General features: G+C 60.2%; 16 protein-coding genes. 9 read left to right on the top strand and 7 right to left on the bottom strand.

Features of this window, described 5'->3' with window-relative positions; genetic code table 11:
• The first annotated feature begins 8 nt into the window (after positions 1 to 8).
• The 7 genes from pbpC to JAO77_RS09620 all read left to right on the top strand — a co-directional run bounded on the left by pbpC (position 9) and on the right by JAO77_RS09620 (position 10369).
• Positions 9 to 2282 carry a penicillin-binding protein 1C gene (pbpC, locus tag JAO77_RS09650; RefSeq protein WP_370550092.1) on the top strand — a complete coding sequence of 758 codons (2274 nt, stop codon included), beginning with the start codon at positions 9 to 11 and terminating at the stop codon, positions 2280 to 2282.
• A gap of 146 nt (positions 2283 to 2428) precedes the next feature.
• Positions 2429 to 2983 carry a YMGG-like glycine zipper-containing protein gene (locus JAO77_RS09645; RefSeq protein WP_198990146.1) on the top strand — a complete coding sequence of 185 codons (555 nt, stop codon included), beginning with the start codon at positions 2429 to 2431 and terminating at the stop codon, positions 2981 to 2983.
• A gap of 100 nt (positions 2984 to 3083) precedes the next feature.
• A complete protein-coding gene (locus JAO77_RS09640) occupies positions 3084 to 3578 on the top strand; it encodes a YybH family protein (protein ID WP_198990145.1) in 495 nt (164 codons plus the stop codon).
• A 174-nt stretch (positions 3579 to 3752) separates the two neighbouring features.
• Positions 3753 to 5090, top strand: a complete 1338-nt coding sequence (locus JAO77_RS09635; protein WP_198990144.1) for a TolC family protein — start codon at positions 3753 to 3755, stop codon at positions 5088 to 5090.
• Positions 5087 to 6265 (top strand): efflux RND transporter periplasmic adaptor subunit, encoded by a 1179-nt coding sequence (locus tag JAO77_RS09630; protein ID WP_370549991.1) that lies wholly within the window; start codon positions 5087 to 5089, stop codon positions 6263 to 6265. Before JAO77_RS09635 ends, JAO77_RS09630 begins: the two co-directional genes overlap by 4 nt.
• A gap of 189 nt (positions 6266 to 6454) precedes the next feature.
• Entirely contained in the window at positions 6455 to 9748 is a 3294-nt protein-coding gene (locus JAO77_RS09625) for an efflux RND transporter permease subunit (RefSeq protein WP_198990143.1), read from the top strand.
• Positions 9749 to 10003: 255 nt separating this feature from the next.
• A complete protein-coding gene (locus JAO77_RS09620; RefSeq protein ID WP_198990142.1) occupies positions 10004 to 10369 on the top strand; it encodes a hypothetical protein in 366 nt (121 codons plus the stop codon).
• 71 nt (positions 10370 to 10440) lie between these two features.
• Here JAO77_RS09620 and JAO77_RS09615 read toward each other — a convergent pair whose 3' ends face one another.
• Positions 10441 to 10833 (bottom strand): DUF779 domain-containing protein, encoded by a 393-nt coding sequence (locus JAO77_RS09615; RefSeq protein ID WP_198990141.1) that lies wholly within the window; start codon positions 10831 to 10833, stop codon positions 10441 to 10443.
• Positions 10834 to 10976: 143 nt separating this feature from the next.
• Complete coding sequence (locus tag JAO77_RS09610; protein WP_198990140.1) at positions 10977 to 12506, bottom strand: aldehyde dehydrogenase family protein; 1530 nt, start codon at positions 12504 to 12506, stop codon at positions 10977 to 10979.
• A 262-nt stretch (positions 12507 to 12768) separates the two neighbouring features.
• On the opposite strand from JAO77_RS09610, the gene JAO77_RS09605 reads away from it, so the two are divergent.
• Complete coding sequence (locus JAO77_RS09605; RefSeq protein ID WP_198990139.1) at positions 12769 to 13704, top strand: AraC family transcriptional regulator; 936 nt, start codon at positions 12769 to 12771, stop codon at positions 13702 to 13704.
• 112 nt (positions 13705 to 13816) lie between these two features.
• On the opposite strand, the gene JAO77_RS09600 is transcribed toward JAO77_RS09605, so the two are convergent.
• Positions 13817 to 14335: a GreA/GreB family elongation factor gene (locus tag JAO77_RS09600; protein WP_198990138.1), complete on the bottom strand. Its 519-nt coding sequence runs from the start codon at positions 14333 to 14335 to the stop codon at positions 13817 to 13819.
• A 122-nt stretch (positions 14336 to 14457) separates the two neighbouring features.
• On the opposite strand from JAO77_RS09600, the gene JAO77_RS09595 reads away from it, so the two are divergent.
• Positions 14458 to 15672: an MFS transporter gene (locus JAO77_RS09595; protein ID WP_198990137.1), complete on the top strand. Its 1215-nt coding sequence runs from the start codon at positions 14458 to 14460 to the stop codon at positions 15670 to 15672.
• Positions 15673 to 15689: 17 nt separating this feature from the next.
• Here the strand turns inward: JAO77_RS09595 and JAO77_RS09590 are convergent, their stop codons facing one another.
• The 4 genes from JAO77_RS09590 to JAO77_RS09575 all read right to left on the bottom strand — a co-directional run bounded on the left by JAO77_RS09590 (position 15690) and on the right by JAO77_RS09575 (position 18843).
• Complete coding sequence (locus JAO77_RS09590) at positions 15690 to 15968, bottom strand: hypothetical protein (RefSeq protein WP_198990136.1); 279 nt, start codon at positions 15966 to 15968, stop codon at positions 15690 to 15692.
• A gap of 101 nt (positions 15969 to 16069) precedes the next feature.
• Positions 16070 to 16924, bottom strand: coding sequence for a dTDP-4-dehydrorhamnose reductase (rfbD, locus tag JAO77_RS09585; protein ID WP_198990135.1), 855 nt, complete (start codon positions 16922 to 16924; stop codon positions 16070 to 16072).
• Positions 16925 to 17031: 107 nt separating this feature from the next.
• Positions 17032 to 17946: a TIGR03915 family putative DNA repair protein gene (locus JAO77_RS09580; protein WP_198990134.1), complete on the bottom strand. Its 915-nt coding sequence runs from the start codon at positions 17944 to 17946 to the stop codon at positions 17032 to 17034.
• 21 nt (positions 17947 to 17967) lie between these two features.
• Complete coding sequence (locus JAO77_RS09575) at positions 17968 to 18843, bottom strand: alpha/beta fold hydrolase (protein ID WP_198990132.1); 876 nt, start codon at positions 18841 to 18843, stop codon at positions 17968 to 17970.
• Positions 18844 to 18870: the final 27 nt, after the last annotated feature.

Below are 18870 nucleotides of genomic sequence, written 5' to 3'. Positions count from 1 at the left end.
TGCTGCTCGTGGGTCTGCTAGCGCTAGTGCTCGACCGCTTGTTTCCGCTGCCGTTGGCTCCGCAATATTCGCCGCTGGTGCTGGCGCAAGATGGCACTGTGCTGCATGCTTACCTCAACCCCACCCAAAAGTGGCGGATGAAAACCGAGCTACCCGAGATTACCCCGGCGTTGCAAACGGCCATTATCGCTAAAGAGGACCAGTACTTTCGCTACCACCTAGGGGTAAACCCCGTGGCACTGGTGCAGGCGGCAGGGCGCAACCTGCTGGGCCGCGGCCGCACCACGGGGGCCAGCACCATTACCATGCAGGTGGCGCGCTTGCTCGAGCCCAAAGAGCGCACTTTTGGCAATAAGCTGCTCGAAATGCTGCGCGCCACGCAGTTGGAGGCGCACTACAGCAAGGCCGAGATTTTGCAGCTTTATCTCAACCTGGTGCCCTACGGTGGCAACATTGAGGGCGTGAAGTCAGCGGCGCTGCTCTACTTTCAGCAGCCGCCTCACTACTTGTCGCTGGCCCAGACCGTGACGCTGGCCATCATTCCGAACCGACCTAGCGGCTTGGTGCTGGGCCGAAACAACGCCCAGATTTTGCAGGAGCGCAACCGCTGGCTGCAGTACTTCGGGCAAGAGCACCTCTTTCCGCCGCAAGACATTGCCGACGCGCTGCTAGAGCCTCTCAATGCCCAGCGCCACCCCGCCCCTACCCTCGCCCCGCACCTAGCGCGGCGACTGGTGCAGGCGCAACCGGGCACGCCGCTCATCCACAGCACGCTGCACCCGGCCACCCAGGCCAAAGCCGAGGACCTGGCTCGCAACTACGTACGCCGCCTAGCCACGCTGGGCATTTCGCAGGCAGCTGTGCTGGTGGTTAATAACCGCACGCACGCCGCGGAGGCCTATGTGGGCTCGGCCGATTTCCAAAATGCCGCCGCGCTGGGGCAGGTCGATGGGGTACGGGCCGTACGCTCGCCGGGCTCTACGCTCAAGCCGCTGCTTTACGGCCTGGCCCTCGACCGTGGCCTGCTCACGCCCAAGACCGTGCTACCCGACGTGCCCACCAACTTTCAAGGCTTCCGGCCCGAAAACTTCGACAAGCATTGCCAGGGTGAGGTGACCATGGAGCGGGCCCTCACCTATTCGCTCAACATCCCGGCCGTGCGGGTTTTGTCAGAAGTTGGCGTGCCGGCTTTTACGGGCACGCTGCGGCAAGCGGGCTTTCGGCAAGTGGCGCGCGATGCGCCTAGGTTGGGGTTGAGTACCATTTTGGGAGGCTGCGGCGCCACCTTGGAAGAACTGACGGGGCTATATGCGGCGCTGGCAAATGGCGGGATGTATGCGCCGGTAAAGCTTACCTCACGAGGCACTCCTTTCACCGGCCGCCGCATCACTTCCGAGGCGGCCGCCTTTTTGCTCACCGATATCTTGGCCCAGCGCACCCGGCCCGACCTGCCCGTGGATGCCGCCAGCAGCCGCCACCTGCCGCGCATCGCCTGGAAAACCGGCACCAGCTACGGCCGCCGCGACGCCTGGAGCATCGGCTACAACCGCGACTATACCATTGGGGTGTGGGTGGGCAACTTTAGCGGGCAGGGCAGCCCGGCCCTCACCGGTGCCGATGTGGCCTCGCCGCTGCTCTTCGACCTGTTCAATGCGCTGGCTTATAACTCTACCAATGAGTGGTTTGCGCCGCCCGCTAGCCTCGACTTTCGGCTGGTGTGCGCCGAGACTGGCCTAGTACCCGGCGAGCACTGCGCCAACCAACTTATTGACTACTACCTACCCGGCGCCTCTACCAGTCGCCGCTGCCAGCACCAGCAGGAAGTGTTGGTAGCCGCCGACGGCACTTTTAGCTACTGCCGCGCCTGTGTGCCGGCCGCTGGCTACCGGCGTGAGCTGTACCCAAACGTGCTGCCCGAGGTGCTGGCTTACCGCGAAGCCCAGGGCCAGCCTACGCGCCGCCTGCCGCCCCACAACCCCGCCTGCCGCCTAGTGCGCGGCAGCAGCGCCGACGGCCCCGATGCAGCGGCACCCCTCGCCATCACGTCGCCGGCCGCCCACGCCGAATACGTGCTCGATGCCGCCGACCAGCAGCTGCTACTGAGCTGCGCCGCCGCGGCCGAAGTGCGCCAGGTATACTGGTACGTGAACGACCAGTTTTTGCGCGCCGCCAAAACCACGGAGCGCGTTTTTTTCCGGCCGCCTACCGGCGAGGTTAAAATTTCCTGCGCCGACGACCACGGCCGCAACGTGGACGTACGCGTGCTGGTGCGCCAACTATAAATGTGCTAAGAACTTGCGGGTTCGGCAAGCCACAGTTAGGCTCGGCGGCACAAACCACTTTTCGAGCCCTGTCGTAATTGGCACAGTGCTTGTATTTCCCTCTTCACCCACCAATTTCATCTTCTAGCTTTTCACTAGCCCTTCCCATGAAACGCACTTCTTGGTTATTCCTCATTCCGATGCTGCTGTTCAGCCTCATTTCTGGCCACCAAGCCCAGGCTCAGCGCCGCTGGAGCCCGCAGGGCAAGGGGGCCGCTATCGGGGGTGCCGCTGGCATCCTAGGTGGTGCGCTCATCAACAAGCGTAACCGTGTTGTAGGCGGGGCCATCGGCGGCGCAGCTGGTGCCGGCATCGGCTACGGCGTGGGCAAGCACATCGACAACAAGCGTAAGAAAGCCGCGGCCCTGGCCGCCGAGCGCGCCGCCGCCAACCGCCGCATCGCGGCTGCCAACGCCCGTGCCGATGCCGCCGAGCGCGCCGCGGCCGCCGAGCGCCGCTCGGTAGCTGCCAACCCTGGCAGCATTGCCCGCGTGGCTGGCGCTACTACCCTAGCCGCTGCGGCTGGGGTAGCGGGTGCCCAGGCCCTGGCCCCCGCTGCCGAGCCCACCACCGCACTCGCCGCTGGCTATTTGCCTAACTCGCAGTATGGCCAGACCGATGCCGCTTACCCCACGGCCGAAGTACGCCGCAAAAGCTGGTAATCACCCCCAAGTTTGAGTAAATCCGAAAAACCTAGGTCCACCGGCCTGGGTTTTTCGTACTTTCCGCCCCTTCTATTTTTTCCCAAAACCCTTTTAGGTTATGAAATCCTATCTAACGCTGGTTTGCGCGGCGGCCTTGTTGGCGTCGTGCTCTGGCAATAAAGACAATGCTACCGCGGCCGGCGCACCGGCCTCTACTACCGGCAATGCAAGCGTAGCCGAGCTCGACCAGCAGTTTCTAGGTGCCTGGAATAGCAAGGACGCCGCCAAAGCGACATCGCTACTAGCCGATGATGCCCAGTTCTTACAAGGCGAAACGCACTTCAGCGGCAAGTCGGAAATCACTAACAAGTGGATTACGCCGACAATCAACACTATCGCCAACCTGAAGACGAGCGTAGTGAGCTCGGGCAGCGATGCCAATACGGCCTATGAGGCTGGTACATTTTCGGTAGATGTGTTGCCCACTTCCACTGACCCAACCGCGGGCGTAGGCGAGGGCAACTTCATGTTTCTGTGGAAAAAAGCCAGCGACGGCAGCTGGAAGCTCAGCTACGCGCAGCTCGAAGACCTGCCCGTGCGCGTGAAGAAGTAGTGATGTTCCTCGAAACATTTGCCTGATATCTGGCTTCTTAAGCTTCGGTTGCCTTTAGCAGTAGCCGATACTTGAAAAAGCTAGTTGATGTCGAGCAAACGAATACGTCGTGATTTTTATCGGCTAGCCCGGCTCTGGAAGCTCCAGAGTAGGCTAGCCGTTCTTTTTATAGTCTTGGGCAGTAGTGCACTGGTACTCCCTACTGCCCAGGCTCAGGCGCCGGGCGCGCCAGCTTCGCAGCCCATCCCGAGCAATGCCTCATTGGCGCAATGCGTCGAGTTTGCCCTGCGCAACCAGCCCGTGGTGCGGCAGTCGCAGCTAGATGAGGAAATTGGCGAGCGAAATATCCGCATCGGGCTATCGGCTTGGCTGCCGCAGGTGAATGCTACGGGTATCTACACCCGTAATATTCAGCTGCCCACGGCAGTTTTTCCCAACCTTACCGACCCCACGGGGCCGCAGCAGGTTATCCGCATCGGCCTGAATAACACCTCGACGCTGGGCGTGGCAGCCAGCCAGTTGCTGTTTAGCAACGACGTGTTGCGGGCCGCCCGCTCAGTGCGCCCTACGCGGCAGGTGTACCAGCAAACGACCACGGCCAACAAGATTGACGTGGTAACCAACGTCAGCAAAGCGTTTTACGACATCTTGCTGACCGAGCGGCAGCTGGCCATCCTAGACGAGGCCATTCAGCGCCAGCAGCTGCAGGTGAAAGACTCGAAGGCCAAGCTCGACGTGGGTGTGGTTGATAAAACCGACTTTTTGCGGGCTTCCGTGTCCTTGCGCAATGCCTACGCCCAGCGCCGCACCACGGCCGCCGTGCTGCCTGGCAAGTACTCGGCCCTGAAGCAGCTCATGGGCCTAGGTCCCGAAAAGCCGCTGGCCTTGCAGTACGACACGCTGCAAATGGTGCGCGAAGCCCAGCTCGACACCGCCGAGCGGCTGGTGCCCGAGCGCCGCATCGAAATTCAGCAGCTCTTGACACAGAAGAAGTTGCAGAGCATCAACATCGATTACTACCGCTACGGCTTTCTGCCCACGCTGTCGGGCTTCTACAACTACAACCGGGTGTACCAAAACAACCAATTTTCGGACTTGTACAAGACGGCTTACCCCAACCAGCAGGCCGGCGCGCAGTTTGCGCTGCCTCTCTTCACGGGCCTGCGGCGGCTGCAAAACCTGAAAATAGCGCGCCTGCAAGACGAGCGCCTCGACCTGGATTTATTTGACGTCAAAAACCAGATAACCACCGAATACGACCAATCCCTAGGTGTGTACAAAGGCGCGCTGAGCCAATTCAACGCCTTGCAAGACAACCTAGTAGATGCCAAGGAAGTGTACCGCGTCATCAACCTGCAGTACCGCGAGGGCATCAAGACTTTTCTGGAGCTAACCATCGCCGAGGCCGACCTGCGCACGGCTCAGCTCAATTACTACAATGCGTTGTTTAATGTGCTATCCAGCAAGCTGGACGTGCAGCGCGCCCTAGGCAACATTACGTTTAACCAGTGAGAAATTTCAACCTAATCGCTCCGGGCCGCGTGGCGCCGGCCCTGCTGCTTGCGGGGTTGCTGGCCGCCTGCGGCAAGAAAGAGGAAGCCAAACAAGCCGGCCCGCCGCCCGCCACGCCCGTGGCCGTGTATAAGGTGCAGGCCGAAGATGTAGTGAGCGCCGACACCTACCCCGCCACCGTAGTACCCCTGAATGAGGTGCAGCTACTGGCCGAAGTAACGGGTTACCTCACAGATATTTATGTGCAGGATGGCCAAAAGGTGACCAAAGGCCAGCGGCTCTACGCCATTGACCGCACGCGCTACGCTGCCGCCGCCGACCAGGCCCGCGCCCAGCTGCAGGTGGCCCGCACCAACTACGTGCGCGTGGCCAAAGACGCTGAGCGCTACCGCCGCCTGGCCGAGCAGGACGCTATTGCCCTGCAGCAAGTTGACATCTCCAAAGCCGACGTAGCCAATGCGCAGTCGCAGATAGCGGCCGCGCAGGCCGCGCTGCGCAGCGTAGAGCTCGACGTGCGCCACTCCGTGATTACGGCGCCGCTCACCGGCACCATCGGCATCGCACAGGTGAAACTGGGGGGACTTGTGACCCAAGGCCAGACGCTCATCAACACCGTATCGGCCGAAGACCCTATTGCGGTGGATGTGAACATTGGCGAGCAGGATATTGCGCGCTTTACCAAGCTACAGCAAGCCAAAGGCGTGCGGCAGGACTCAGTTTTTACGCTACAAGTGCCCGGCGGCCAGACCTATAAGCTGCCCGGCAAAATCGTTACCATCGACCGCGCTGTGGACCCGCAAACGGGTACTTTGAAGGTGCGCGTACAGTTTCCGAACCCTAGGCGCTTGCTCAAGGCCGGTATGAATACAACCCTGCGCGTGCTCAACCAAGATACCGGCGAGCAACTCGTGATTCCGGCCCGCGCCGTAACCGAGCAGATGGGCGAGTTCTACGTGTACGTAGTGGGCGACAGCAGCAAGGTTTCGCAGCGCAAAGTCTTAACCGGCACCAAGGTAAAAGACAAAACCGTGGTGCGCCAGGGCCTGAAAGCCGGCGAAACCATCGTGACCGACGGCATCCAGAACCTGCATGAGGGCTCGAAGATTCAGGTCGGCGACCCAAGCAAGCCGGCGAATGCGCAAGGTGGTGCGGCTCCGGCTAGTGCTGGAAAGTAATGCTTCCTAGGCGCAGGACCCCACCCCCGGCCCCCTGGCCCCTACCCCCTCCGGGAGAGGGGAGCCGACTGTTGGCTTGCATGACCTGAAGAAAGACTCCCCCTCTCCCGGAGGGGGTAGGGGCCAGGGGGCCGGGGGTGGGGTCTCACGAGCGACGAGCCTCAATTTCAATATTCTATCCTTTCCTGAATGATATCTGACGTTTTTATCCGAAGGCCGGTCACGGCCATCGTTGTGTCGATAGTACTGGTGCTGCTAGGGGTGCTGGCCCTGCGGAGCCTACCCATTAGCCAGTACCCCGATATTTCGCCGCCGGTGGTGCAGATATCGGGCAGCTACACTGGGGCCGACGCCCTCACGGTAGAGCAAACCGTGCTCACGCCCATCGAGACGCAGGTAAACGGTACGCCGGGCATGGCCTACTTGTCTTCGAACGCGACGAGCGACGGGCGCATTTCGTCCAACGTGACGTTTGAGATTGGCACTAACGTGGACATTGCGACGCTTGACGTGCAAAACCGCGTGAGCGTGGCCCAGCCCCAGCTCCCTGATGAGGTGAAGCGCCTAGGTCTCACGGTAAAGAAGCGGAACCCGACCATCCTAATGGTGGCGGCGCTGACTTCACCCAAGGGCACCCACGACATCAAGTTTCTGGACAACTACACTAACATCTACGTCCGCGATGCGCTTTTGCGCGTGAAGGGCGTGGGCGACGTGCAGAGCATCGGCCAGGACTTCTCGATGCGCATTTGGCTCAAGCCCGACCGCTTGGCCCAGCTCAATCTCAGCGCCATTGACGTAACCAATGCCCTGCGCGAGCAAAACGTGCAGGTGGCGGCGGGTGCTGTGGGCTCGGCCCCGCAATACAATGCCCAAGCCTTTGAGTACACGCTCTTTGTCAACGGCCGCCTGAGCAAGGTCGAGGAGTTTGAGAACATCATCGTGCGCACCAAGCCTGAAGATGGCTCGGTGGTGTACCTCAAAGATGTTGCCCGCGTGCAGCTCGGCAGCTTCGACTATTCGCGTGCTTCGTTTGTGAATGGCGCGCCGGCTACCCTGTTGCTCATCAACCAGGTGCCGGGCGGCAATGCCCTCGAAACCGCCGAAGGCGTGTACGCCGCCCTCAATCAGCTCAAGACCAAGTTCCCGCCCGATGTGGCGTACAGCGTGCCGTTTGAGTCGGTCACGGTAGTGAAAGTATCCATCAACGAGGTCGTGCACACGCTGGGCGAGGCCCTGCTGCTGGTAACGATAGTAGTGTTCCTGTTTCTGCAAAGCTGGCGGGCTACCCTCATTCCGGTGCTGGCTGTGCCGGTGGCCATTGTGGGTACGTTCATCGTGTTTCTACCCCTAGGGTTTACTATTAATACCTTGACGCTCTTTGGCTTCGTACTAGCTATTGGTATCGTGGTCGATGACGCCATTGTGGTAGTGGAAGCCGTGCAGCACTATATCGATACCGAGAAAATATCGGCGCGCGAGGCTACCGAAAAGGCCATGAAGGACATCACGGCTCCGGTTATCGCCATTGCCCTGATTTTGGCGGCGGTGTTCGTGCCGGTGGGCTTCATTCCGGGCATCGTGGGCAAGCTATACCAGCAGTTCGCCATTACCATCGCTATTTCGGTAGTGCTGTCGGCGTTTATCGCCTTGTCGCTCACGCCGGCGCTCACTTCGCTCATGATGCGACCCACCGAGCAAACGGCCGACTCGAAGGGTATCAACAAGCTGTTTTACAAGTTCAACCAGTGGTTTGAGCGCGTTACGAAGTCCTACGCTAATGGCGTAAAGCGCTGCCTGCGCTTCGCGCCGCTGGTGGGCATCTTGCTGCTGGGCGTGTACGGCGGCACCTACGGGCTGTTTAAAACCAAGGCTTCGGGCTTTATCCCGACTGAGGATGAAGGCCGTTTGTTTATCTCGGTCGAGCTGCCGCAGGGCGCGGCCAGCACCCGCACCCGCGTCATCATGGACCAGATGGCTAAGATTATGCGCGAGAAAGTGCCGGCTATCCGCAGCGCCTCGGGCATTAGCGGCCTAAACGCGCTGAACTTCTCTTTCAAGTCGAGCAGCGGCACGTTCTTCATTCAGATGAAGCCCTGGGACGACCGCAAGGAAGAATCGCAGCAGCTATATGGCGTGATTGGGCAGCTGCAAAAAGAGTTTTCGGTGATAAAAGGGGCCAACATCGTGGTGGTGCCACCACCCGCTATTCCGGGCCTTGGCAACACAGGCGGCTTCAGCTTTATGCTAGAGCAGCGCGAAGCCTCAACCGACATCAAGGCGTTTGAGGCCACCGTCAACAAGTTTGTGGGGGCCGTAAATCAGCGCCCCGAAATAGCACGGGCTTATACCTTCTTCACGGCCAAAACGCCTGGCTATCAGCTCACCGTAGACCGCCAGCAGGCCAAGAAGCTGGGCGTGCCGCTCACCAACTTGTTCAATACGCTCTCGACGTACATGGGCAGCACCTACGTCAACGACTTTACCAAATACGGGCGCAACTTCCGGGTAGTGGCGCAGGCCGACACCTTCTACCGCAAGGATGTGTCGTCGCTGAATTCATTTTATGTGCTGAATCAGCAGGGTCAGCAAGTGCCGCTGAGCTCGCTCGTGACCTACAAGCTGGTCGAAAACGCGCCGCTCATCTCGCACTACAACCTGTTCCGCTCGGCCGAAATCAACGGCGACGCCAAGCCGGGTTATAGCTCGGGCCAGGCCATTGAGGCGCTGAAAGAGGTAGCAGCCCAAACCCTGCCCGCCGACTATGGCTACGACTTCTCGGGCCTGAGCCGCGAGGAAATCAGCTCCGGTAACAGCACAATTATCATCTTTGGCCTGTCGATTCTGTTTGTATTCCTGCTGCTGGCCGCGCTGTACGAAAGCTGGTCGGTGCCTTTCTCGGTGCTGCTATCGGTGCCGCTGGGCATCTTCGGCGCCATCCTGGCGCTCACGCTGGTGCCTAAGCTCACCAACAACGTGTACGCGCAGATTGGTATGATTACGCTTATCGGCTTGGCGGCTAAGAACGCCATCCTGATTGTAGAATTTGCCAAAGAGCGCGTGGACTGGGGCATGCCCGTGCTCGACGCCACGATGGAGGCCGTGACCCTGCGCCTGCGCCCCATTATTATGACCTCGCTAGCGTTTATCCTAGGTGTGCTACCACTGGCCTTCGCCTCGGGTGCGGGTGCCGTATCGCGCCAAACCATCGGCTGGACCGTGACGGGCGGGATGTTAGCGGCCACCTTCCTGGCCATTTTCGCCGTGCCAGTGCTGTTCTTGAACATCACCAAACTGGCCTACGGCAAGAAGAAGCTCGCCGAGATGGAAGCCAACTACAAGCCCGAAGAGCACGGCCACCAGGGCCACGGCTCGCAGGGCGAAAGCACGCACCCCGCCGGCCCCTCGGAGGCGAATGAGAACGACAAAGCGACGGAAGAGCGCAAACGCAAAGACGAAACGCCGCCGGAATTGGGAACCTAGGGTGGTTACCCCACACCGGCCCCCTCCCCTCCGGGAGAGAGGGAGCCTGACAAGTTTTTTTAAGACAAAAGAGCCTTTAGTAGTACACTGAAGGCTCTTTTACTATCTGCATTTTTCAATGGTCGGCTCCCCTCTCCCGGAGGGGAGGGCTGGGGGTGGGGTCTCACGGCCAATACGCCAAAACCTCTTGACTCACAAATAAGTAGTAGCTTAGCGGGCACTTGCACGGGGCAAGGCTTTTACTCCAGTTTTCTTATGAAATACCTGTTTCTGAGTTGCGCTTTACTGGCTACGGCGGCTTCGGCGGCACCTAGGCTCCCCATGCACCCGCCCGTGGCCGCGCCCGCCAAGAAGGTGGCCGTTTTCTTTAACCGCCAAACGACCTTTGCCCAGCTGGCCACTATCAAGCAAGAAGTAGCCAAGGACGGCATTGCGCTGGACTACGACCGGCTTGCATTTGATGCAAGCGGGCATCTGACCGCCATCAGCTTCCGCGTGGAGTTTGGCGACACAAAAGGCAGCGCCACCGAAGACAATGTGCCGGAAGACCACTCTTTTGGCTTCGTGCGCGACTTCACGCCCGGCGCCTCCATCGTGCTTAGAATAGGCAATTTCAAGTAAGCTTTTAGCTTACGCAAAGCGGCCGCTGCCAGACTTGGCAGCGGCCGCTTTTCTTTTATAGCTCGATAACCTCACACCTCCACCGGGTACTCGTCGCCCGCGAAAACCGGGGCCATATCGGCTTCTTCCTCCGCCGTGAATAGCCGCGAGCGAATGAGAAACCGCACACCTAGGGGGATTTCCAGCGAGAAGCTGGCGCCGCGGCCCTTCACCACGTCCACCGTGAGCTGGGTGTGTTTCCAATACTCAAACTGGCTGGCACTCATAAAGAAATCGCAGCCGTGAATGCGACCCAGCCACACGTCGTTGGCGCCCACTCGAAACTCGCCCTTAGCAAAGCACATCGGCGATGAGCCATCGCAGCACCCGCCACTCTGGTGAAACATGAGCGGGCCGTGCTCGTCGCGTAGTAGGTCGATGGTAGCTTCGGCAGCTTGGGTGCAGAGGACGCGGGCGGTGGACATAAAAGAAGAATTTTGGTGAATGATGCTGTAAAACACACTGTCATGCTGAGCCTGCGAAGCATCTTATCACGTTCGGAATAATCTAGCGTGATAAGATGCTTCGCAAGCTCAGCATGACAGTTTTGATGCCTGACTAGCGTGGCCTAGAAGAAACCTAGCGGCTTCTCGCTGTAGCTAATCAGCATGTTTTTATTCTGCCGGTAGTGGGCCAGCATCATCTTGTGGTTTTCGCGGCCGAAGCCCGAGGCTTTGTAGCCGCCGAAGGGGGCGCCGGCCGGGTAGTCGTGGTAGCAGTTTACCCACACGCGGCCAGCCTCAATGGCGCGGGGCACCATATACAGCTCGTGGGCATCGCGGGTCCACACGCCGGCACCTAGGCCGTAGAGTGTATCGTTGGCAATTTCAATGGCTTCCTCTACCGTCTTAAATGTCGTGACCGACACCACCGGACCGAAGATTTCCTCCTGGAAAATCCGCATCTTGTTGTGGCCTCGGAACATGGTGGGCTGAATGTAGTAGCCCTCGCCGAGCGCGCCATCTGCCTGGCTGTAGGCGTCGCCGCCTACCAGCACCTCGGCACCTTCGGCTTTGCCGATTTCGAGGTAGCTCAGGATTTTTTCGAACTGGTCATTAGAAGCCTGCGCGCCCATCATCGTAGTCATATCGAGTGGGTTGCCGAGCTTGATGGCCTTCACGCGCTCAATGACACGGGCAATAAACTCGTCGTAAATGTCTTCCTGAATGAGCATCCGCGAGGGGCAGGTGCATATTTCGCCTTGGTTGAGAGCGAACATTACCGCCCCCTCAATAGCCTTGTCGAGGAAGTCATCGTCGTGGTCCAGTACGCTCTTGAAGAAGATGTTGGGCGACTTGCCACCTAGCTCCATCGTCACCGGAATCAGGTTTTCGGCGGCGTACTGCATAATGAGGCGGCCAGTGGTCGTCTCGCCCGTAAAGCTGGCCTTGTGAATGCGCGGCGACGAGGCCAGCGGCTTACCGGCTTCGAGGCCAAAGCCGTTGACCACGTTCACGACGCCGGCCGGGATGAGGTCGCCAATCAGTTCCATCAACACCATAATGCTGGCGGGCGTTTGCTCGGCGGGCTTCATTACCACGCAGCAGCCGGCGGCCATGGCGGGCGCCAGCTTCCAGGTGGCCATTAGCAGCGGGAAGTTCCAAGGAATAATCTGGCCCACCACCCCTAGGGGCTCCTGAATATTAAGCGACAAGGTACTATTGTTCAGCTCGGTGGCGCTACCTTCTTCGGCCCGAATGACGCTGGCGAAATAGCGGAAGTGGTCGACCACCAGCGGCAGGTCGGCGTAGGTGGTTTCGCGAATGGCCTTGCCATTCTCAACGCACTCCACGGCCGCCAAAAAGGGCAGGTTTTCCTCGATGCGGTTGGCGATTTTGTTGAGGATGTTGCTACGCTCAGTGGCCGAGGTTTTGCCCCAGGTTTTGAAGGCTTCGTGGGCCGCGTCGAGCGCAAGGTTGATGTCCTCCTTGGTACTGCGGGCCACTTTGGTAAATACCTTGCCGTCTATGGGTGACGGATTATCAAAATACTGGCCCTTCACGGGCGCTACCCATTTGCCGCCGATGAAGTTATCGTAGTGGTTTTTGAATTGCGGGCGGGCCACCAAAGTGGTGGGGGCTTCAAGAACTTCGGCCATGATGAGGTGGGATTATTGGAAGGGTTAAGGAACACGGCAAAGGTGGGCCGCACCCTAGGTAGGCTGACTGTGGTATTGTCGCAAAAAATGTTGAAATTGCCGCAAGTTGAAGTGAGTACTTACTTATAAAGAATACGTTTGTCATTGCGAGCGTGGCGAAGCAATCGCACCTGCTTAGCCATGCCATTCAGGTTCCGTTTGGGTGCGATTGCTTCGCTGCGCTCGCAATGACAAGCGGGTTCATAATCTCCTCTCCTACGCTATGCCTACCCGCGTTCATTTGCCCGCTGCTGTGCCACCCCTAGCGCTGGAGCGGCTGCACTCGCTGGTCGAAAACCGCACGGTTTTCGCCCTCGATGCCTTTGAGCTCAACATCTTCGAGACGCACCGTGCCGCCCACCGGGTGCCGCTGCGGTTGGAGGGACTGTCGCTGACGACTATGCTGCGGGGCAAAAAAGTGATGCACCTACCCGGCCGCCCGGCCTTCGACTACCTGCCCGGCGAGTCAGTAGTAGTAGGCGAGGATGAACTGATGGAAATCGACTTTCCCGACGCCTGCCTGTGCCAGCCCACGCAGTGCCTGGCGGTGGCCATCGCGCCCGATACCATCCGCCAAACCGTTGACCTACTGAATGAACGCTACCCCAAAGCGGAATCCACGCAGCCCTGGGCGCTGGCCGGCCCCGACTACGCCCACCTCACCAATACCCCCGAGCTCACCGGCACCCTAGAGCGCCTGGTAGCCGTATCGCGCGCCACCGACGCGGCCAAGGACGTGCTCGCTGGCTTCACCCTGCAAGAGCTGCTGGTGCGCCTGATGCAGACCCAGGCCCGCCAGCTCATTTTCCAGGATTATACCAAGCATCTTACCGCGCACCCTTTTGCGGCGGTGGCACAGTATATCCGGCAGCACCTCGCCGAGCCGCTGCCGGTCGAGAAGCTGAGCGCGGTAGCCTGCATGAGCAAGGCTACGTTTTTCCGCTTGTTTAAGCGCGAGTTTGGCTTGACGCCGGTCGAGTATATCGTGCGCGAGCGGCTAGCCGAGGCCAAGCGCCTGCTGAGCCACCCGCTCGCCACCGTGGCCGAGGTGTGCTTGCGGGCGGGGTTTAACAACCTGTCATACTTTCAAGCTTTGTTTAAGAAATACGAGGGGCTGACGCCGGGCGCGTACAGAAAGCAGCATTTATCGCTTCAGTAGGCACCTATAAGTCTTGCTTCTGAAGCGAGCCTTTCATCACAAGGCGTCATACTTCGTTTCTGCTTAGCGGGCAAAATGCACTACTATGACTCATATCTAAATATTAGGCGCACTAAGCGTAGCTGATGCGCACTACTTCCACCGTTTCCGGCTTGGGCCCGAGAGGCAGGGAAACGGCTTGCCCTAGCTTAGCGCCAACTAAGGCGCGGGCAATGGGCGCAACGAACCCAACCTTACCTAGTGCCACATCGGCTTCATCAACGCCCACCAGGGTGAGCGTGCGCTCGAAGCCCACCTTGCCCCCACTTAGGGTCCGGAGCGTGACGGTAGCGCCAAAACGAACTTCGCCGGGCGGCTGGGCGGTGGGGTCGATGACCTTGGCCGTGGCCAAGCGGTCGGTGAGCAGAGCTAAGCGGCCATTTAGTAGCGAAAGGCGGTGGCTTCGGTCGGTGTCATTGTCGCGGTTGGCAGCGGCTTCTGCACGCGTGGCTTCGAGCTCAGCTAGCTCCTCCTGTAGCTGGAGCAGACCACTAGGGGTAACGTAGTTGGGCGTACCGGCCGGCAGGGCGGCGCGGGGTGGCACGATGGGCGGCGTTTGCGCATCATCTTCTTTCACAAATCCTCGGCTCATGCCAAGCAAACGCAACGCCCGCGGGCAAGTTGCGGCGAGCGTGTAACTATCGGGGGGGCCTAGGGGTTAATTCCTCTCTGCTATCTGGTAGCTGCTATCCCGCGCTCTGTCTATCGCTTCCCATGTCCGACACGCTAATTACGAAGTCACCCCTTGCCCCCTCCGCTGCGGCTACCTCAGCCACCAAGCAGCTCGATGCCGCGCTGGTGTGGCTAATGGCCCTCACCTGCGGGCTGGTGGTGGCCAATATCTACTACAACCAGCCGCTGCTGGTGGCCATCGGCCGCACGTTTCACATCTCCGACAGCCGGGCTAGTCTCGTGGCCACGGCCACCCAGGTAGGCTATACGCTGGGCATGGTGCTAGTAGTACCGTTGGGCGACATGCTGGAGCGCAAAAATCTCATTTTATGGATGCTAGCCGCGGCGGCCCTGTGCCTGGGCGGCGCGGCGCTGGCGCCCACGTTTGGGCTGCTAGCGATGGCAAGTGTACTCATCGGCATCTGCTCGTCGGTACCGCAGCTGCTTCTGCCCATGGCCGCTACCCTGGCCCCGGAGGCCGACCGGGGCCGCATCGTGGGCCGCGTGATGAGCGGGCTGCTCATCGGCATTCTGCTCTCGCGCACCATCAGCGGCTACGCGGGGGCGCACTTGGGCTGGCGCACCGTGTTTGCCGGCGCGGGTGGGCTGATGCTGGCCCTAGGCGCACTACTGGCTTGGCGCCTGCCGCGCAGCCGGCCCGCCTTCGCCGATGGCTACGCGGCCCTTATGCAGTCGCTGCTTACCCTCACCCGCGAGCTGCCCGACCTGCGGCGCTCGGCGCTGGTGGGCGGGGCTATCTTCGCCGCGTTCAGCGTTTTCTGGACTTCATTGACCTTTTACCTGGCCAGCCCGGTGTACCACTACGGCAGCGACGTGGCCGGTTTCTTTGGGCTAGTGGGGGCCCTAGGTGCCCTAGCCGCCCCGCTGGCCGGCAAAATAGCCGACACACGCGGCTCGCGCTACGCGCTCACCATCAGCCTGGCGCTATCACTGGGAGCCTACTTATTACTAGGCGTGGGCGGCGGCTACCTGGTGGGGCTGGTGCTGGGCATTATTCTGCTCGACGTGGGCGTGCAGTCGGCCCACATTTCCAATCAAACACTGGTGTTTTCGCTGCGCCCCGAGGCCCGCAGCCGCCTCAACACGGTGTACATGACAGGCTACTTTACGGGCGGCTCGCTGGGCTCGGTAATAGGTGGCCTGGCCTGGATGCACTACGGCTGGCCGGGCGTGTGCGCCGTAGGCAGCGCCTTTGTGCTGCTGGCGCTGGCGCTGCACCGGTATTACGGGCGGTAGCATCCGCTCAACTTCAACTATTCAGCCGCGCTTTCAAGCAGAATCTCGGTGCCGTAGAGCTTGGTGAGGGCGATGCCCGAGCGCCGCAGCGTTTCTACCGCGTCTTGGCTGATAGTCAGCATGACGCCTTGATAATCAGTAGACACTACTTGTTTTATCAAGATTTTCATGCCCGCTACCACCAGCCAATCACCGGCTTTGATAGTTATAGTAGGCGGGTAAACCCGGCCGGTCAGCAAAAAATCGCTGCCATTGGGCTGGTTGCGAAACGCAATTCGCAGGAGAAATACGGCCATGTACTACGCAAAGAAATGGGGCCGGCATTTGTTTGCCAGCGCGGCATAAAAAAGCTGCCCAGGCACTAGCCTAGGCAGCTGATTCAGGAGTTGGTAGTGCGTTACGCCAGCCGCCCCAGGCAGGTTTGCAGGCTGGTACGCCAATGCGGAATTTGCAGCCCTAGGGTCTGCTTAATTTTGGTTTTATCCATCACCGAGTACGCGGGGCGGGTGGCTTTGGTGGGGTACTCGGCCGTGCGGATGGGCACGGTGCGCGTGGGCAGGCCGCTCAGCTCAAAGATGGCCGTAGCAAAGTCGTACCACGAGGTAACGCCTTCGTTGCTATAATGATAGATACCATAGGCAGTGCTCTGCTGCTCGATGATGGTGAGGATGCAGCCGGCCAGGTCAATGGCGTAGCAGGGCGTGCCCGCCTGGTCCCAAATCACGCGCAGTTCGTCGCGCTCGCGGCCCAGCCGCAGCATGGTTTTCACGAAGTTGTTGGCGTATTCCGAATACAGCCAGCTGGTGCGCAAGATGAAGTACTTGTCGGTGAGCGGCGAAATCACCTGCTCGCCTTCCAGCTTGGTGAGGCCATAGACGCTGATGGGCTCGGCCGGGTCGGTTTCGAGCAGCGGCTGGTTGCCGGTGCCGGCAAACACGAAATCAGTCGAAATCTGGATGAGTACCGTGCCAAACTCGCCGCATAGGCGGGCCAGGTTCTCGGCGCCGTCGCGGTTTACTTTACGGGCCAGCTCTACCTCGTCTTCTGCCTTATCTACAGCCGTGTAGGCGGCGCAGTTGATGGCATAAGCGGGCTTATGCTGCTCAAACAGGGTCCGCAGCTTGGCGGGGTCAAGAATGTTGGCTTGGTCTTCGGGTGGGAAGATGAGGCCCTGCGTAGTACGCTCCTTGGCCACGTGCGCCAGGCATTGCCCCAATTGGCCCGAGGCCCCAAAAACCAGAATAGTGCTCATGTAGCTGAAGATGCAGAATTGAGCCCGCAAATTACGGCCGCTAGGTGCGTAACGCGGTTTTTAATTCTACCGGCGCGGGCAAGTACCTAGGGCCAGCCAGCGGCACGCTACTCTCCTAGGGCATTGGGCCCGCGCTTGTTTTTGATAGGCTCGAAGCGGCGCTCGCGGGGCTGCTTTTCGCTGAGGTACTTCCAGTAGCGGCGCGGAATGTGGCGGTAGTGCAGCTTGAGGTTCTTGCGCTCCGGGATGTTGACGTGGTCGAAATACGCCTGCCACAAGATTTTAAAGAGCGGCTCGCGCTCGTCGAGCACCGTGGCCAACACCTCGCCCCGGCGCGGGGCCGCGCCCGCCGTTTCAAACTCCACAATGTCGGTGCGGGTGAGGTCGTAGTACAAGCCGTAGTGGCGCTTTTTATCAAAAATCAGCCAGCGCTGGTCGGCGTAGCGCTTGGTAAAGTGGCTGGCAATGAGCGGCAGCACGTCAAAATCGGGTTCGATAGTAGCGTGAAACAGCTCGTCCTGGCTTTTCTCGAAGCGCACGAAGGCTTCCATGCGGTGCTTTTCGCGGAAGAGTTGCTGCGCCAGGCGCTGGCAGCGGCGCACGGTGGCATCGGCGTAGTTTTCGGAAATGTCGCGCCCAGCACGCAGGGCCATGTCGGCGTAGCGAAAAATGAGCAGCTCGCGCTCGGAGTCTTCGCTCAGAAACACGTGGTAGAGCCGCGCCCGCGCCGGCTCGGGCATAAAGCGCAGTAGGCCGTCCCAGGTGCGAGTGGCCAGGGCTTCGTCGGTATCCACGGCCACGGCTTGGGCAAACAAACCACCCTGCGCCTCGTTTTCGGGCTGAATGCTATTGGGCGCCGAGCGGCGGTCGTAGATGCGAAACAGCACCGTGAGCAAACCCTCAAAACTACCGTCGTAGGTGTAGTCGGCGGGCGCGTTGTGCAGCTCGGGGGTGGGCCGGCGCGGGACTACCGAGCCAACGGCCGTGCTCGAAGGGTGCTGAAGCGGCGTTAGTTGGCTCATGGCAAACTAGTTGACCTAAGGTTAGAGATTGATAGCGGCTTCTTGCTGCAAAAACTGTAGCAGTAGCTCATTGACTTTGTCGGCTTCTTCGAGGTGCACCCAGTGCGTGGCCTGCGGAAAAAAGTGAAGCGTAGCCTGCGCACACTCGGCCAAGCTAAGCTGCGCAAATTTTTTATTCAGAAAAGCATCCTGCTCGCCCCAAATGATTTGCAGCGGCTGCCCAATGCGTGGCCAGTCGCTAACGGGCGGCCGGGTAAGGGCACGGTACCAGTTTATCATGCTGGTGATGGCGCCGGGCCGGTTCCAGGCAGTTTTGTAGCGGGCCACTTCGGCAGCGCTGAAGGTGCCGGGGCGACTGCTCTGCACCAACATCGTGGCCCCGAACTGCCAATTGCGGCGCCTCATCAGACGCTCGGGCAAGCCCGGCAGCTGAAAAAACGCGATGTACCAGCTGCGCAGTAGCTGGTCGGGCGCCTGCCCAATGTTGGGCAGCACCACCCTAGGGTGCGGTACGTTGATGATGGTAGTGCGCGCCACCCGGCCAGGGTAATGCGCCGCCAGGTACCACGCCACAATAGCGCCCCAGTCGTGACCCACTACGGCGGCCTGCGCCCGCCCCGCCGCGTCGATAAGGCCGATAATGTCGGCGGCCAGCGTGGGCAGCACGTAGTTTTCTACCCCTAGGGGCTTGTCGCTGAGGTTGTAACCGCGCTGGTCGGGCACCCACACGCGGTAGCCGGCGGCCACCAAGGCGGGCAGCTGCGCTCGCCAGCTAAACCAATATTCCGGGAAGCCGTGCAGCAAAATGACCAGCGGGCCATCGGCGGGGCCGCACTGCACCACGTGCAGCCGCAGGCCATTGGTAAGCACGTCGTGGTGTTCCAGCGGATAATTCATAAGGGCTTGTACCTGGCAGAGCCGCCC

It is taken from the genome of Hymenobacter sp. BT559, from assembly GCF_016427535.1.
GTDB lineage: Bacteria > Bacteroidota > Bacteroidia > Cytophagales > Hymenobacteraceae > Hymenobacter.
The sequence above is the reverse complement of the archived record's forward strand: the minus strand, read 5'-3'. Positions and strand labels throughout refer to the sequence as shown.

Bases quoted from the DNA above. Each gene is read 5' to 3' on its own strand.
- JAO77_RS09645 (WP_198990146.1), top strand. From the start codon at position 2,429: ATGAAACGCACTTCTTGGTTATTCCTCATTCCGATGCTGCTGTTCAGC.
- JAO77_RS09640 (WP_198990145.1), top strand. From the start codon at position 3,084: ATGAAATCCTATCTAACGCTGGTTTGCGCGGCGGCCTTGTTGGCGTCG.
- JAO77_RS09625 (WP_198990143.1), top strand. From the start codon at position 6,455: ATGATATCTGACGTTTTTATCCGAAGGCCGGTCACGGCCATCGTTGTG.
- JAO77_RS09620 (WP_198990142.1), top strand. From the start codon at position 10,004: ATGAAATACCTGTTTCTGAGTTGCGCTTTACTGGCTACGGCGGCTTCG.
- JAO77_RS09615 (WP_198990141.1), bottom strand. From the start codon at position 10,833: ATGTCCACCGCCCGCGTCCTCTGCACCCAAGCTGCCGAAGCTACCATC.
- JAO77_RS09610 (WP_198990140.1), bottom strand. From the start codon at position 12,506: ATGGCCGAAGTTCTTGAAGCCCCCACCACTTTGGTGGCCCGCCCGCAA.
- JAO77_RS09605 (WP_198990139.1), top strand. From the start codon at position 12,769: ATGCCTACCCGCGTTCATTTGCCCGCTGCTGTGCCACCCCTAGCGCTG.
- JAO77_RS09600 (WP_198990138.1), bottom strand. From the start codon at position 14,335: ATGAGCCGAGGATTTGTGAAAGAAGATGATGCGCAAACGCCGCCCATC.
- JAO77_RS09595 (WP_198990137.1), top strand. From the start codon at position 14,458: ATGTCCGACACGCTAATTACGAAGTCACCCCTTGCCCCCTCCGCTGCG.
- JAO77_RS09590 (WP_198990136.1), bottom strand. From the start codon at position 15,968: ATGGCCGTATTTCTCCTGCGAATTGCGTTTCGCAACCAGCCCAATGGC.
- rfbD (WP_198990135.1), bottom strand. From the start codon at position 16,924: ATGAGCACTATTCTGGTTTTTGGGGCCTCGGGCCAATTGGGGCAATGC.
- JAO77_RS09580 (WP_198990134.1), bottom strand. From the start codon at position 17,946: ATGAGCCAACTAACGCCGCTTCAGCACCCTTCGAGCACGGCCGTTGGC.
- JAO77_RS09575 (WP_198990132.1), bottom strand. From the start codon at position 18,843: ATGAATTATCCGCTGGAACACCACGACGTGCTTACCAATGGCCTGCGG.